Raw genomic sequence first — 14,727 nt, 5'->3', positions numbered from 1 at the left:
TGTCAGACAGCCGTCCGAGCTGAATTCGTGAACCGCATGAGCGTCGCCTCCCTCTCCCCCGCTGGTCCCGGCCTCTCGGCCCGGCTCGGCCGCCTCGCCGTCCTGGCGACCGTCATCCTCGCCTACGCGGTCGTGTTCGCGCCGATCGTGATGGTGGTGGTGACCTCGGTCTTCGATCAGGAGATCGTCAGCTTCCCGCCGGACGGCCTCACCCTGCGATGGTACCTCAACGCCTGGGCGCAGCGCGACTTCGCCCGGGGCTTCCTCACCTCGCTCCAGATCGCCCTCGCCGCCACCGCGATCGGCGTGCCCCTCGGCACCGCCGCGGCTCTTGCTCTGGTGCGGGCCAGGATCCCGGGCAGCGGGCTCATCAACACCTTCCTGCTGGCCCCGCTGGCGGTGCCGGCGATCGTCGCGGGCTCGGCACTCTACATGTTCACCCTGCGGGCCGAGGACTGGCTCGACATGGACATCAAGGCGACCCTCGGCGGCCTCGTCGCCGCCAACGTCCTGATCACCATTCCCTGGACGGTGCGCCTCGTCACCGCGAGCCTCGCCGGGCTCGACCGTGCCGCTGAGGAGGCGGCGGCCAATCTCGGCGCCCGGCCGTTCACGGTGTTCCGCCGCATCACCCTGCCGATGCTGCGGCCCGGCATCGTCGCCGCCGCCCTGTTCTCGTTCGTGGCGAGCTTCGAGAATCTCGAACTCAACCTCCTCCTCGTCGGCCCCGGGCGCACCACGCTGCCCGTCGCCATGCTGAGCTACCTGGAATTCCGAATGGACCCGACCCTGGCCGCCGTCGCGACCGCGCAGATCGTCATGGTGACGATTCTGATGCTGGTCACCGACCGCTTCGTGAAGCTGTCGCGGATCGTCTGATGGGCACCCTTCTCCTCGACGGCGTCACCAAGCGCTACGGCGAGGCGACGGCCGTCGCCGGCGTCGACCTCGACATCCCCCAGGGCGAGCTCGTGGCCCTCCTCGGCCCCTCCGGCTGCGGCAAGACCACGACGCTCCGGATGGTCGCGGGCTTCATCGAGCCCACATCCGGCCGCGTCGTGATCGGCGGGCGCGACGTGACGCGGCTGCCGCCGCACAGTCGCGACACCGGCATGGTGTTCCAGTCCTACGCGCTGTTCCCGCATATGAGCGTCGCCGACAATGTCGGCTTCGGGCTGGAGATGCGGAAGGTCGCCAGAGCGGAGCGCGACCGGCGCATCGCCGAGGCCCTGCGGCTGGTGCGACTCGACGCCCTCGCCGACCGGCTGCCGCGCCAGCTCTCCGGCGGGCAGCAGCAGCGCGTGGCGCTGGCCCGCGCGCTGGTGGTGAGCCCGGCAGTCTTCCTCCTCGACGAGCCGCTGTCGAACCTCGACGCGAAGCTGCGCTCCGAGGTCGGGCTCGAGATCCGCGAATTGCAGAAGCGGCTGGGCCTCACCACCCTGATGGTCACCCACGACCAGGACGAGGCTCTGGCCATGGCCGACCGGCTGGTGGTGATGGAGCACGGCCGCGTGCTCCAGGTCGGCAGCGCCGAAGATCTCTACGAGCGCCCGGCCAACACCTTCGTCGCCGGCTTCGTCGGGCGCTGCAACCTGCTCGACGGCGCGCGCGAGGGCGCCGACGTGTTTCGCCTGGCGAGCGGCGCCGCCGTGCCCTGCGCGCCCGACGCGACCGCCAGGAGCGGCCTCCTGGCGATCCGGCCCGAGCGGATCGAGGTCGCGCCCGATCCTGGCGGCACCGGCCGGCTCCGGGCCGTGACGTATCTCGGCGCCCGCACCGAGTATCACCTGGAGCTGGCCGGCGAGGCGATCGTCGCGGTGACGTCGACTCCTTTGGCTGACGATCCCCGCCGCCGCCTCGCCGCCGGCGATCCCGTCCGCATCACCTGGGCCCCCGACGCGGCCCGCGTCATCCCCGCAGCAGAGAGCCCCGCCCGATGATCACCCGTCGCACCCTCATGGCCCGCAGCCTGGCCGGCAGCGCCGCCCTCGGCCTCGCCGGCACGTTCCCGGCCCGGGCCCAGTCCGCCTCGATCGTCGTCGGCACCTGGGGCGGCGATTACGGCGCGCTGCTCCAGCAGAACATCGACGTTCCGCTGATGAAGCCGCAGGGCATCGAGGTGTCGCAGGACATCGCCAACCAGGATCCGCGCCGCACCAAGCTGATCGCCGAGCGGACCAGCCGGCGCGCCAGCATGGACGTGGCCTGCATCAACGACATCGACAGCTACATGCTGAGCCAGCTCGGCGTGCTGGAGACCGTGCCCACCGCCGAGGTGCCGCGCCTGTCGGAGGTGATCGACGTCTTCCGCAAGCCGCACTCGATCCCGCACATCTACTCGGCGCTCGTCGTGCTCTACAACCCGAGCAAGGTCACGACCCCGCCGACCCGCTACGCCGACATCTTCGACCCCAAATACAAGGGCCGGGTCGGCTTCTCCGACATCCTCGCCCCCTTCAACATGGCCGGCGCCAATATCGGGGCCGGCGGCACCCCCACCGACTTCACCAAGGGCAAGGCGGCGCTCATGGACCTGAAGGCGCTCTCGCCGAAGGTCTACCCGTCCAACGAGACCCTGGCCGCCGCCCTCAAGTCCGAGGAGGTGTGGATCTCGCTGATGTGGCTCGCCCGCGGCTTCATGTGGAAGCAGGCCGGCATCCCGGTCGCGATGGCGGTGCCGGAGGAGGGCGCGCTGCCGATCCTGTTCGAGGCCGGCGTGCCGAAGAACTCGCGGGCCAAGGACAGCGCCTTCAAGTACCTGAACGCCATGCTCGACCCGAAGGCGCAGGTCGCCTTCGCCCAGAAGATGGGCTACGTGCCGACCGTCAAGGACGCCAAGCTCCCGGAGGATCTGGCCCAGCAGATCAGCCTGACGGAGGCCCAGCAGGCCAAGCTCCGCCCCCTCGACTACGCGACGATGCAGCAGCAGCAGGCGGCGTTCACGGACTTCTGGAACAAGGAGTTCAAGGGGTAAGCTGTCGGATCGACCGACAGTCCATCCTCCACGTCATTCCGGGGCCGTGCAGCGGGAGCCCGGGATGACCCTGTGCAATGGGGAGATGGGCGCCGAGCCCGCCTTCCCGACACTTCAACAGGCTCCCAGGCAAAGGTCCGCCGTGTTCGCCCTCATCCTGCCGGCCGTTCTCGTCGTCGCCGCGCTGCTGGTCGGTCCGATGGTGCTGCTCGCGCGCATCTCGCTCAACCAGTACAGCGCCACGCAGCTGATGATCGAGGCGACGACGGCGCAGAACTACCTCAACGCCCTGGCCGACCCGTATTACCGCGGCGTGATGGGCACGACGCTCGTCATGGCCTTCACCTGCACGGCCCTGACCCTGGCGCTCGGCTTCCCGGCGGCCTACCGGCTCGCCCGGATGGAGAGCCGCTGGAAGAGCCTCGTCATCGTCCTGACCCTGATCCCGCTCCTCGTCGGCAACGTCGTGCGGGCGGCCGGCTGGCTCGGGCTCCTCGGCAATGACGGGCTCATCAACGCGACCCTGCGCGGCCTGCACATCACCTCGCAGCCGCTTCAGCTCATCTACACCCCGGGCGCGGTCGCGGTCGGCACGATCGCGGTGGTCCTGCCCTACATGATCCTGACCCTGTCCTCGGTGATCGAGAGCATCCCGCGGGCGGTCGAGGAGGCGGCGGCCAATCTCGGCGCCGGCGCCTTCACGGTGTTCCGCCGGGTGGTGTGGCCGCTGGCGCTCCCCGGCACGGTGGCGGGCTGCGTCCTCGTCTTCATCCTGTGCATGAACACCTACGCCACCGCGGTGCTGCTCGGCGGCTCGCAGTTCAAGATGATGGCGCCCGCCGTCTACGACCAGTTCTCGAAGGGCATGAACTGGCCGTTCGGTGCCGCCCTCGCCTTCATCCTGCTCGCCGCGACCCTGGTGCTTACAGTTCTCGGCACCGCGCTCCTCGGCCGCCGCTACGCCCGCTGAGCATAATCGCACGAGGCAATTCTGCTCAGCTTTTTGTCTTGCATCATTTCAGCCGCCGAACCGGTGACCACTTCGGCGAATGATGCATAGGACGAACAAGAATACGGGAGGACATCATGAGCGACGCCACCATCCCGGCGGGCAACGAACTCGCCGCCGAGCGGGCCAAGGCCGGCCAGCCGCCCCTGGTCCCGTCGACCTCCCGCGACCGCGGGATCGGGCCGCACAAGCGTCTCGTGCTGCGGGCCGCGACCGTCATCGACGGCACCGGCGCACCGCCGATCGGCCCGACCGACATCGTGGTCGAGAACGGCCGCATCGTGCAGCTCAAGAAGGTCACCGGCAACCTCGCGACCAACGCCAACCGGCCCGCGCCCGGCGACCACGAGATCGATTGCCGGGCTAAGTGGGTGACGCCCGGCTTCGTTGATTGCCACGCCCATGCGGGCGTCGCCTACCACGCCGCCAACGGCTGGGTGCCGCCGGTCGAGTATGTCTACAAGCTCTGGCTCGCCCACGGCGTCACCACCGTGCGCGAGATGGGCTCGTTCAACGGCCTCGACTGGATGCTCGACCAGAAGAGGCGCTCGGAAGCCAACGAGATCGCGGCGCCGCGCCTCTTGGCCTACAGCTACTTCCCGGCCGTCAACGACATGCTGAAGCTGATCCACACCCCCGAGGAAGGGCGGGTATGGCTGCGGAAGCTCAAGGAGCGCGGCGCCGACGGGGTGAAGTTCTTCGGCGCACCGCCCGCCATCATGGAGGCGGCCCTCGACGAGTGCCGCAAGCTCGGGCTCAAGTCCGGCTGCCACCACGCCCAGATGGCGGTGACCCGGATGAACGCGCTCACCACCGCCGGCTGGGGCCTCACCAGCGCCGAACACTATTACGGCCTGCCCGAGGCGCTGTTCGAGGACCGGGTGGTGCAGAACTTTCCGCTCGATTACGACTACAACGACGAGTATTTCCGCTTCTCGGTCTCCGGCCAGATGTTCCGCCAGGGCGCTGAGCCCGGATCGAGGAAGTGGAACGAGACCCTGGAGCGGTTCCTGGAGCTCGGCTTCACCTTCGTGCCGACCTTCACGATCTACGACGCCAACCGCGACCTGATGCGGGCGCGCCAGGCCGACTGGCACAAGGAGTACACCTGGAAGTCGATGTGGGACTACTTCACGCCGCAGCGCGGCGGCCACGGCTCGTACTGGTATCGCTGGTCGACCCAGAACGAGATCGAGTGGAAGGAGAACTACCGGCTCTGGATGGCTTTCATCAACGAGTACAAGAATCGGGGCGGCCGGGTCTGCGCCGGCTCGGATTCGGGCTTCATCTACCAGATCTTCGGCTTTGGCTACATCCGCGAGCTGGAGCTGTTGCAGGAGGCGGGCTTCCACCCGCTGGAAGTGGTGCGCGCCGCGACCTCGCAGGGTGCGGCCCTGTGCGGGCTCGAGGACGAGATCGGCACGGTCGAGGTCGGCAAGCGCGCCGACCTGCTGGTCCACGACCACAACCCGCTCACCGACTTCAAGCTGCTCTACGGCACCGGGGCCTTGCGCCTCGACGAGGCGACGAATGGCGCCACCTGGCACCGGGGCCTGAAATACACGATCAAGGACGGGGTGATCTACGACACCGCCGAGCTGCTCGCCGACGTGCGCGAGCTGGTCAAGGCGACCTGGGACGAGGCGGTGCCGGCCAAGTACACCGGAACCGATCAGGCGGCGCCGTGACCGACAGCCTCGACTTCGTCGTCCTCACCGGCTTCCTCGGCTCGGGCAAGACCTCGCTCCTGCGCGATTACCTGGCTCTCCCCGAGGCGGCGGACACCGCGGTCATCGTCAACGAGGCCGGCGAGATCGGCCTCGACGGGCTGATCCTGCGCGAGAGCGCAGATCAGGTCTCCCTGGACGTGCCGATGACCATGCTGGCCAATGGCTGCGTCTGCTGCCAGATGACGAGCGATCTCGCCCGCACCGTCGAGGCCCTGCTCGCCGCCGAGCGGCCGGAGGCGTCGGGCCCGTTGCGCCGGATCGTGCTGGAGACGAGCGGCCTGTCGAAGCCCGGCCCGGTCCTGCGCCAGCTCGCGAGCCTCGCCGGTTTCCCGATGCGGGTCTCGGTCGTCGCCACCTACGATGCGCTCCGCGGCCCTGGGACGACCGCCATCGAGGAGGCCGCGGCGCAATGGGCCGCGGCGCACCGCATCGTCCTGACCAAGCTCGACGCCGCGCCGCTTGGCCGCCTCGCGCAGGCCAGGGCCGAGGTCGCGGGCTTGAACCCGCTCGCCGAGATCGTGGCCGCTTCCGACCGCTCCGCCGCCGTCGCGGCGGCCTTCGCGCCGCTGCCCGGCGCTGGCCTCGATCCGGCGCTCCTGCGGGCGGAACCCGCCGGCGCCCATCCCCGCGTCGCGGTCTGGCTCGCCCGACCCGTCGCCGCCCTCCCCTACGACGATCTGGCGGCCTGGCTCGACAACCTCGCCGGCCATCTCGGCGAGCGCCTGCTGCGCCTCAAGGGCCTGGTACGGGTCGTCGAATCGGACCGTCCCGTGCTGGTCGAGAGCGTCGGCACGCTGTTCTCGCGCCCGCGGCCCTTCGGCAGGCCCGGCGAGGACGCGGCCTCGTTCGTGGTGGTGATCGCCCGCGATCTCGCGGCGGGCGAACTGGAAGGCGTGGCGCCCGCCGGGCTGTTCCGGTTCGCGCCGCGGATCCCGGACACCCCGTTCATGCGGGCGGGCGCCGGGGTGCCGCGCGCCGAGACGGTGCGGGCTTGAGACGCTGATGGACGGGCACTCGTCGCTCGAACCCACGTTTCTCGCACCTACCGGGTCGTCCTGGATTTCGCCGAAGGCGAGAGCCCGGGATCAGACGCGCAATGCGGACCGGGTTTCCCTGATCCCGCGGTCAGGCGGCGCCCGGGATGCGCGCGATCACCTTGATCTCGAAGTCGAAGCCGGCGAGCCAGGTGACCCCGACCGCCGTCCAGTTCGGATACGGCGCCTCGCCGATCACGCGATCGCGCACCCGCATCACCGTGTCGAACTGCGCCGCCGGGTCGGTGTGGAAGGTCGTCACGTCGACCACGTCGTCGAAGGTGCAGCCCGCCGCCTCCAGCACCGCCGCGAGCCGGGCGAAGGCCAGCGCGACCTGCGCCTCGAAATCGGGCTCCGGCGAGCCGTCCTCACGGCTGCCGACCTGGCCTGAGACGAACAGCAGGTCGCCGGAGCGGATCGCCGCGGAGTAGCGGTGCTTGTCGTAGAGGGCCTGCCGGCCGGGCGGAAACACCGCGTCGCGCCTTGATAGAGCCTGCGCCATGGATTGCTCCCTTGGTGCCCGTATTGATATACGGGACGTATGTGAGAGAGCACGGATACGCGGTGCATGTCAATTCGCATACGCGCCGTATGCCGAGAAGGGTGGGCAGGGTGGCCGGACGACGCGCGCAGATGATGGAGGAGACGAAGGGAAAGCTCGTCCGGGCGGCCCGGGAGGCCTTCGCGGAGAAGGGCTATGCGGGGGCCTCGATGGACGAGCTGACCGCCGGAGCCGGGCTGACGCGGGGCGCGCTCTACCACAATTTCGGCGACAAGAAGGGGCTGCTCCAGGCGGTCATCGACCAGATCGATGCCGAGATGGCGGAGCGCCTGCGCGCGGTCGGCGAGCGGGCTTCGAGTCCCTGGCGCGGTCTCCTCGACGAGTACCGGGCCTATATCGAGATGGCGCTCGAGCCGGAGATCCAGCGCATCCTGCTCCTCGACGGCCCGGCGGTGCTGGGCGATCCCTCGCTGTGGCCGAGCCAGAATGCCTGCCTCGCCGAGACGACCCGGCGCATCCGGAACCTCGTCGCGGAGGGGGCGATCCCGCCGGTGGACGCGGAAGCCGCCGCGCGGCTCCTCAACGGCGCCTCGCTCCACGCCGCTCTCTGGGTCGCGGCATCGCAGGAGCCGGAGGCCACCTTGGGCAAGGCGCTCGACGCGTTCCAGCGGCTCGCCGAGGGTCTGGCCTCGGCCCGCGGTCAGGAGTCTTCGAACGACCGCACGATTTCGACGTGATCCGAAACCTCGCGCCTTCTATCCCCCCTCCTCGTGACCGACGACGAGAGTGACCGGGTCAGGACGGGGCAAACCGGCGGCGATCTCCGCTTCCGGATCGACGCGATCTCGTCACCGGCGCTGCGTCGGCGCTCTCACGAGACGCGCTCGCACCAATGGACATGCGTCCGATACGGAAACGTCACCTCGTCCCGCCCGGCGAGATCCGGCGTGCGGGCGATCAGGTGGTGCACGTCCTGCGCCACCCGCGCCCGCTCCGCCTCCGGCAGCGCCGCGATGAAGCTCACCGACAGGGTGCGGTCGAGGATCACCTGCTCCGGGGTGCCGGTGTGGCCGTGCGGGAAAGCCTCCTCGTGCAGGGGTCCGAAGCCCTCAGCCGGGAACAGGGCCCGCCACGCCCCCGTATGGTAGCGCGGCGCATCGCCCTCGTGGGCGTTCATGATCCCCGTGAGCTCCGCGACCCAGGGTGCCGCCTCGTCGCGGACATTCCAGACGAGACCGAGGCGGCCGCCGATCCGCAGCACCCGGCGGATCTCGGCCAGAGCCGCCGGGGTCGAGAACCAGTGGAAGGCCTGGGCGCAGACCAGGGCATCGAGGCGTCCATCCGCCAGCGGCATCGCCTCGGCGGAGCCGGGCCTCGCCGTCACGCCGGGGAGCGACGCGGCGAGCTGCGCCCGCATGGCGTCGACCGGCTCGATCGCGGTCACGTCCGCGCCGGTGGCGGCGAGGAGGCGGGTGAACTTGCCGGTGCCGGCGCCGAGATCGGCCACCGTCCGGCCGGGCCCGAGACGGAGGACGTCGCGCAGCCAGTTGCCGAGGGCCGCCGGGTAGTCGGGCCGGCCCCGGGCATAGGTCTCGGCCCCGGCCGCGAAGCCGCCCGCGGCGGCAGGGTGCAGATCGCTCATCGGCGCCCTCCGGTCAACGAAGCCAGCCCTTCAGCCGCAGCACCGCCTCCCGCGCCTCGACCTCGCCGCCGGCGAAGGACAGGCGTAGGTGGTGGGCGCCGGCCTCCGGGTCGAAGTCGAGGCCCGGTGTGGCCGCGACGCCGGCCTCGTCGAGCATCCGGCGGCAGAAGCCGATCGAGTCGTTGGTGAGCCGGGCGACGTCGGCATAGAGGTAGAAGGCGCCGTCGGCCGGGTGCACGTCGCCGAGGCCGATGCTTGGCAGCTCGTTCAAAAGGAGCGCGCGGGCCCGGGCGTAATCGGCCTTCACCGCCTCCAGCTCCTCGGTCGCCTCGAAGGCGGCGAGCGCGGCCACCTGCGACAGGTAGGGCGCCGAGATGTAGAGGTTCTGCGCCAGCCGCTCGATCGGCCGAACCAGGGCTTCCGGCACCACCATCCAGCCGATGCGCCAGCCGGTCATGCAATAGTACTTGGAGAACGAGTTGATCACGATCGCCTCGGGATCGACCGCGAGGGCCGTCGCCGCCGGCACGCCGTAGGTCAGGCCGTGATAGATCTCGTCCGAGATGAAGCGCAGGTTCAGCGCGCGGCAGGCCTGCGCCAGGGAGTGCAGACCGGCGGCATCGATCATCGTGCCGGAGGGATTGGCCGGGCTCATCACCAGCAGGCCCGAGAGCGGCGCGGCCTCGTGGGCGGCGTACAGGGCGGCAGCCGTCGGCACGAAGCCGTCCTCGGCCCGCAGGGTCAGGCCCACCGGCTCGAGGTCGACGGCCTGGAGCACCGAGCGGTAGGCCGGATAGCCGGGTGCCGCGATCGCCACCCGCCCGCCGGCATCGAACAGGCTCAAGAAGGCGAGCACGAAGCCCGCCGACGAGCCGGTGGTGACGACGACCCGCTCCGGCGCCACCGCGACGCCGTAGGCCTCGGCGTAGTGACGGGCGATGCGCTCGCGCAAGGGGGCGATGCCGAGCGCCTCGGTATAGGGAATGCGGCCCGAGGCCAGCGCCGCCTGCGCCGCCGCGATGGCCGGGCGGGGAGCAGGCGCCGAGGGCTGGCCGACCTCCATATGCACCACGCTGTCGCCCTGCCGCTCCCGCCGGGCCGCGGCGGCGAGCACGTCCATCGCCAGGAAGGGCGCGACGCGGGCGGCGCGGCGGGAGACGAGGGAAGCGGGATCGGACATGACGGACCTTGACTGGTTCCTTGGATCTTGCGCGCGCCCGGCCCCAGCCTTCGATCACGGGCTTGGATCATGGGAGCGGGTGCGCCCCCGCACATAGCGGGATTCGCCGGAGATTGCGCCCCGCGGCGGGCGCAGGCGTGATTTGACAAGCCCGCCGCGAAACCGCCTAACCGGCGAGTCAAGGAGCGCGCCAGGTTCGCGTGCCACCGACGGTGGACGACCCCGATGAGGACGACGATGCTGCCCCTGCCCCGCCTTCTGCCCGCCCTCGCCGTCGCGGGCCTCGTCGCCGCGGCCGCCCCGACCCAGGCCCAGTCGCCGACGACCACGCCGGCGGCACCGAGCGCACCGATGAGCGACGCCCAGCGCCAGGCGATCGAGGGCGTCGTGCGCGACTACCTGCTCAAGAATCCGGAGGTGCTGCAGGAGGCGATGGCCGAGCTGGAGAAGCGCCAGCAGGAGGCCCAGAAGGTCGCCCAGGCCAGCGCCCTCAAGGAGACCCGCGACACCCTGCACAACTCGCCGCACGGCTTCGTCGCCGGCAACCCGAACGGCGACGTCACGGTCGTCGAGTTCTTCGATTACAATTGCGGCTACTGCAAGCGGGCGCTCACCGACCTGCAGACCCTGATCAAGGGCGACCCGAAGCTGAAGGTCGTGCTGCGCGACTTCCCCGTGCTCGGCCCCGATTCGCTGGAGGCCAGCAAGGTGGCGCTCGCCGCCAAGCAGCAGCTCAAGGGCGACAAGCTGTTCGACTACCACACCCGCCTGCTCGAGAGCCGCGGCCGGGTGAACGGCGAGCGGGCGATCGCGGTGGCCAAGGAGATGGGCCTCGACATCGCCAGGCTGCAGAAGGACATGCAGGCCCCCGAGGTCCAGGCGGCGCTGCAGGAGAATGTGGGTCTGGGCGACAAGCTCGGCCTGTCGGGCACCCCGGCCTTCATCATCGGCGACGAGATCATCCCGGGCGCCGTCGGCGTCGAGCCGATCCGCAAGACCGTGGCCGGCATGCGCCAGTGCGGCCACGCCACCTGCTGACGTCGCCCTTGCCAGTCGAAACCGGCGCCCCTATCGCGCGCCGGCCGCATGGTCTATGAGGCCCGCCGATCGCCCGCCGGACACGAAGACGCCCCCGCGTCGTCCGAGATGCGGGTCCCGGCGGGCCAACCCCCGCCCCCATCACGATTGCCGAAGACCCGCCGTGCCCTCCAACAACAAGCATGATCCCTTCGACCCCGAGCTCGTTCGCGAGCTCGCGACCCTGATCGCCGAGACCGATCTCAGCGAGATCGAGGTCGAGAAGGGCGACCTGCGCATCCGTGTCGCCCGCGAGCGCGTGGTGCAGCAGGTGCAGGTCCCGGTGGCGGCCGCCGTCGCCCCGCCCCTGCCCGCCGCTGCGATCCCCGCCGCCGCGCCCGTCCCCGCCGCCGACGCCGACCCGAAGGCGCTCGCCGCCCATCCCGGCGCGGTGCTCTCGCCGATGGTCGGCACCGCCTACCGCAAGCCCTCGCCGGACGCGAAGGCCTTCGTCGAGGTCGGCTCGCGGGTCGAGAGCGGCGCCCGGGTGCTGCTCGTCGAGGCGATGAAGACCTTCAACGACATCGTGGCGCCGCGCGCCGGCACCGTGACGGCGATCTTCATCGAGGACGGTCAGCCGGTCGAGTTCGGCGAGCCCCTCCTGCTGATCGAGTAACCGCTCAGCGGACGAAGCGTTGGCGCGCCAACGCTTCTTCCGCTTCGTTTCTTGTTATGCCGCAGGTTTTTATCGCAAAACCGGCGGCCACTTTTGCGAAACCTGCTCGGGCCCCCATGTTCGACAAGATCCTGATCGCGAACCGGGGCGAGATCGCGCTCCGGATCCTGCGGGCCGCCAAGGAGCTCGGCATCGCGACGGTGGCGGTGCACTCCACCGCCGATGCCGACGCCATGCACGTGCGGCTCGCCGACGAGAGCGTCTGCATCGGTCCGCCGCCAGCCCGCGACAGCTACCTCAACATCCCGTCGATCATCGCCGCCTGCGAGATCACCGGGGCCGACGCGGTGCATCCGGGCTACGGCTTCCTGTCTGAGAATGCCCGCTTCGCCGAGGTGCTCAACCACCACGGTATCGGCTTCATCGGCCCGAAGGCCGAGCACATCCGCGTGATGGGCGACAAGATCGAGGCCAAGCGCACGGCCAAGCGCCTCGGCATCCCCTGTGTGCCCGGCTCCGAGGGCGGCGTCACCGACGCCGACGAGGCCAAGCGCATCGCTGCCGAGATCGGCTACCCGGTGCTGATCAAGGCCGCCTCCGGCGGCGGCGGCCGCGGCATGAAGGTCGCCCGCAGCGAGGCCGACCTCGAATCCGCGCTGATGACCGCCCGCACCGAGGCCAAGGCCGCCTTCGGCGACGACGCGGTCTACATCGAGAAGTACCTCGAGAAGCCGCGGCACATCGAGGTGCAGGTGCTCGGCGACGGCCGCGGCAACGCCATCCACCTCGCCGAGCGCGACTGCTCGCTCCAGCGCCGCCACCAGAAGGTCTGGGAGGAAGGCCCCTCCCCGGCGCTGAACGCCGAGATGCGCGAGCAGATCGGCGGCACGGTCGCCCAGGCGATGCAGGAACTGGGCTATCTCGGCGCCGGCACGATCGAGTTCCTCTACGAGGACGGACAGTTCTACTTCATCGAGATGAACACTCGAATCCAGGTGGAGCACCCTGTCACCGAGATGATCACCGGGATCGACCTCGTCAACGAGCAGATCCGGGTGGCCGCGGGCGCGCCCCTGTCGGTGCGCCAGGAGGACGTGCGGGTCGAGGGCCACGCCATCGAGTGCCGGATCAACGCCGAGCACCCGGCCACCTTCCGGCCCTCGCCCGGTACGATCACCTACTTCCACCCGCCGGGGGGCCTCGGCGTGCGGGTCGATTCGGCGGCCTTCCAGGGCTACCGCATCCCGCCGCATTACGATTCGCTGATGGGCAAGCTCATCGTCCACGGCCGCACCCGCAACGAGTGCCTGATGCGGCTGCGCCGGGCGCTGGACGAGTTCGTGGTCGCGGGCGTCGACACGACCCTGCCGCTGTTCCGCACCCTGGTGCGCAACGCCGACATCCAGAACGGCCTCTACGACATCCACTGGCTCGAGGAATTCCTCAAGACCGGCGGGCTCGAGATCGGCTGAGGCGAGGCCGGCCGAGGGCCCCGCACGCGGTGCGATCGTCGGGAAGGGGCGCCTCGCGGCGCCCCTTCGCCTATCCGGATGCGCCTGTCCGGGTGCGGCATCGCAGCAATCGGTGGTGCACGAGATTTTTGCGGACGAAGCGGAACGGTGTGACGCTTCGTCAGTTCTCTCGCCAGCAACGGCCAGAACGAACCAGGTCATCTCTGCACCAGGCAGTGAACAGGTTCAGTCGAGGCTGTTACAGCACAAATCCAAGCCGAGAGAACTGATGATGCGCGTGATCAAGCTCGCCGCCGTGGCCGCCCTGCTGGCAACCCCAGCCCTCGCTCAAGCCCCCGCCTCTCAGGCCCCGCTGCCGCCGAACCCGGCGGCCCCGGTGATCGATCCGCTCACCACCGGCACCGTGGGGAACCCTGGCATCCCGGCTCGCGTCGGCGGCGTCGGCCAGAGCACCGTCGAGACCGATCTCAGCTCGGCCAAGGGCGGCAATGCCGCGATGCCGAGCCGGATGAACCCGAACCTCGGCAACACCTCGGGCGGCCCGTCGAACTGAGGCGGCCCGGCACCGGCTCGCCAGGACCCGGACGGCCCGCGGCCCAGCGCCGCGGGCCGGTTCCCGTCGAGCGGAGTGGCCGCGCCCTATCTTTGCCAAAGCTCGGGCGCGGGGGAGAATGCCCTCCCTGCGCGCTGCGCCCGGAACCCCTGTCGATGCACGGCAGCCTGAACGTCGAGATCACCGCCGAGATCCTGCTCAAGGCCTACGCGGCCGGCATCTTCCCGATGGCGGAGGATGCGGACGACCCGACCCTGTACTGGGTCGAGCCGAAGGAGCGGGGCATCCTGCCCCTCGACCGCTTCCATCTCGGCCACCGCCTCGCCCGCACGGTGCGCAACGGCGGCTTCGAGGTGGTGACCGACCGCGACTTCGACGCGGTGATCGAGGGCTGCGCCGCGCCCCGGCGGGACAGCGACCGCACCTGGATCAATGCCCGCATCCGCGCGCTCTACGGCGAATTGTTCGATCTCGGCCATTGCCACACCGTCGAGGTCTATGCCGGCGAGCCCCGCATCCTGGTGGGCGGGCTCTACGGCGTCTCCCTCGGCGCGGCGTTCTTCGGCGAGAGCATGTTCCACATCGCCCGGGACGCCTCGAAGGTGGCGCTCGTGCACCTCGCCGCCCGGCTGAAGCGCGGCGGCTACACCCTGCTCGACGCCCAGTTCGTCACCAGCCACCTCGCCCAGTTCGGCGCCGAGGAGGTGCCGCGCCACGTCTACAAGGCGCTGCTGCGCGCCGCGATCGACCGGCCGGCGCAGTGGGACAGCGCGCCGCTCACCGGGGCAGAGGCGGTGGCGACCCTCGGCCAGCCCTGATCCGCACAGTCGATCGGCCGGGAACATCAAGAAAATCCGATTGCCGGATGTTCCCGCCCGAAGTCTCCCCAACCGCCTCGCATTGTTGCCGCCAGGTCACTACGGGCAGCGTTCCGCCAG

General features: G+C 70.3%; 15 protein-coding genes. 12 read left to right on the top strand and 3 right to left on the bottom strand.

The annotated features are described in order from the left end of the window. Positions 1-36 precede the first annotated feature (36 nt). The 6 genes from MFF64_RS06430 (at position 37) to MFF64_RS06405 (ending at position 6,708) form a co-directional block, all read left to right on the top strand. Positions 37-879 (top strand): ABC transporter permease, encoded by an 843-nt coding sequence (locus MFF64_RS06430; protein WP_099905983.1) that lies wholly within the window; start codon positions 37-39, stop codon positions 877-879. Continuing rightward, positions 879-1,940 carry an ABC transporter ATP-binding protein gene (locus tag MFF64_RS06425; RefSeq protein WP_099905978.1) on the top strand — a complete coding sequence of 354 codons (1,062 nt, stop codon included), beginning with the start codon at positions 879-881 and terminating at the stop codon, positions 1,938-1,940. Before MFF64_RS06430 ends, MFF64_RS06425 begins: the two co-directional genes overlap by 1 nt. Next, positions 1,937-2,974, top strand: coding sequence for an extracellular solute-binding protein (locus MFF64_RS06420; protein WP_099905979.1), 1,038 nt, complete (start codon positions 1,937-1,939; stop codon positions 2,972-2,974). The genes MFF64_RS06425 and MFF64_RS06420 overlap by 4 nt, the downstream gene beginning before the upstream one ends. Positions 2,975-3,116: 142 nt before the next feature. After that, entirely contained in the window at positions 3,117-3,944 is an 828-nt protein-coding gene (locus MFF64_RS06415; RefSeq protein ID WP_099905981.1) for an ABC transporter permease, read from the top strand. 116 nt (positions 3,945-4,060) lie between these two features. Further along, a complete protein-coding gene (locus tag MFF64_RS06410) occupies positions 4,061-5,671 on the top strand; it encodes an amidohydrolase family protein (RefSeq protein ID WP_238190102.1) in 1,611 nt (536 codons plus the stop codon). Beyond that, positions 5,668-6,708 carry a CobW family GTP-binding protein gene (locus MFF64_RS06405; protein ID WP_099908116.1) on the top strand — a complete coding sequence of 347 codons (1,041 nt, stop codon included), beginning with the start codon at positions 5,668-5,670 and terminating at the stop codon, positions 6,706-6,708. The genes MFF64_RS06410 and MFF64_RS06405 overlap by 4 nt, the downstream gene beginning before the upstream one ends. A 130-nt stretch (positions 6,709-6,838) precedes the next feature. Here the strand turns inward: MFF64_RS06405 and MFF64_RS06400 are convergent, their stop codons facing one another. Beyond that, entirely contained in the window at positions 6,839-7,249 is a 411-nt protein-coding gene (locus tag MFF64_RS06400; protein ID WP_099908114.1) for a RidA family protein, read from the bottom strand. 131 nt (positions 7,250-7,380) lie between these two features. Here MFF64_RS06400 and MFF64_RS06395 point away from each other — a divergent pair, with 131 nt between their 5' ends. Further along, positions 7,381-7,986, top strand: a complete 606-nt coding sequence (locus tag MFF64_RS06395; protein WP_238190099.1) for a TetR/AcrR family transcriptional regulator — start codon at positions 7,381-7,383, stop codon at positions 7,984-7,986. Positions 7,987-8,120: 134 nt separating this feature from the next. Here the strand turns inward: MFF64_RS06395 and MFF64_RS06390 are convergent, their stop codons facing one another. Continuing rightward, positions 8,121-8,891 carry a class I SAM-dependent methyltransferase gene (locus MFF64_RS06390; protein WP_099908112.1) on the bottom strand — a complete coding sequence of 257 codons (771 nt, stop codon included), beginning with the start codon at positions 8,889-8,891 and terminating at the stop codon, positions 8,121-8,123. 13 nt (positions 8,892-8,904) lie between these two features. Beyond that, positions 8,905-10,071 (bottom strand): aminotransferase class I/II-fold pyridoxal phosphate-dependent enzyme, encoded by a 1,167-nt coding sequence (locus MFF64_RS06385; protein WP_099908110.1) that lies wholly within the window; start codon positions 10,069-10,071, stop codon positions 8,905-8,907. 237 nt (positions 10,072-10,308) lie between these two features. On the opposite strand from MFF64_RS06385, the gene MFF64_RS06380 reads away from it, so the two are divergent. The 5 genes from MFF64_RS06380 (at position 10,309) to aat (ending at position 14,607) form a co-directional block, all read left to right on the top strand. After that, on the top strand, positions 10,309-11,109 hold the full coding sequence (locus tag MFF64_RS06380) for a DsbA family protein (RefSeq protein ID WP_099908108.1): 801 nt from the start codon (positions 10,309-10,311) through the stop codon (positions 11,107-11,109). Positions 11,110-11,272: 163 nt separating this feature from the next. Further along, a complete protein-coding gene (gene accB, locus MFF64_RS06375; RefSeq protein WP_238190097.1) occupies positions 11,273-11,764 on the top strand; it encodes an acetyl-CoA carboxylase biotin carboxyl carrier protein in 492 nt (163 codons plus the stop codon). Between the two features lie 116 nt (positions 11,765-11,880). Beyond that, complete coding sequence (gene accC, locus MFF64_RS06370) at positions 11,881-13,236, top strand: acetyl-CoA carboxylase biotin carboxylase subunit (protein WP_099908103.1); 1,356 nt, start codon at positions 11,881-11,883, stop codon at positions 13,234-13,236. 268 nt (positions 13,237-13,504) lie between these two features. Continuing rightward, complete coding sequence (locus MFF64_RS06365; protein WP_099908101.1) at positions 13,505-13,789, top strand: hypothetical protein; 285 nt, start codon at positions 13,505-13,507, stop codon at positions 13,787-13,789. Positions 13,790-13,944: 155 nt separating this feature from the next. After that, positions 13,945-14,607, top strand: coding sequence for a leucyl/phenylalanyl-tRNA--protein transferase (aat, locus tag MFF64_RS06360; protein ID WP_099908099.1), 663 nt, complete (start codon positions 13,945-13,947; stop codon positions 14,605-14,607). The last annotated feature ends 120 nt before the right edge of the window (positions 14,608-14,727 follow it).

It is taken from the genome of Methylobacterium frigidaeris (assembly GCF_022179185.1).
In the GTDB taxonomy this organism is placed as follows: domain Bacteria; phylum Pseudomonadota; class Alphaproteobacteria; order Rhizobiales; family Beijerinckiaceae; genus Methylobacterium; species Methylobacterium frigidaeris.
Note: the sequence above shows the minus strand (reverse complement) of the source record. Positions and strands in the feature narration are given on the sequence as shown.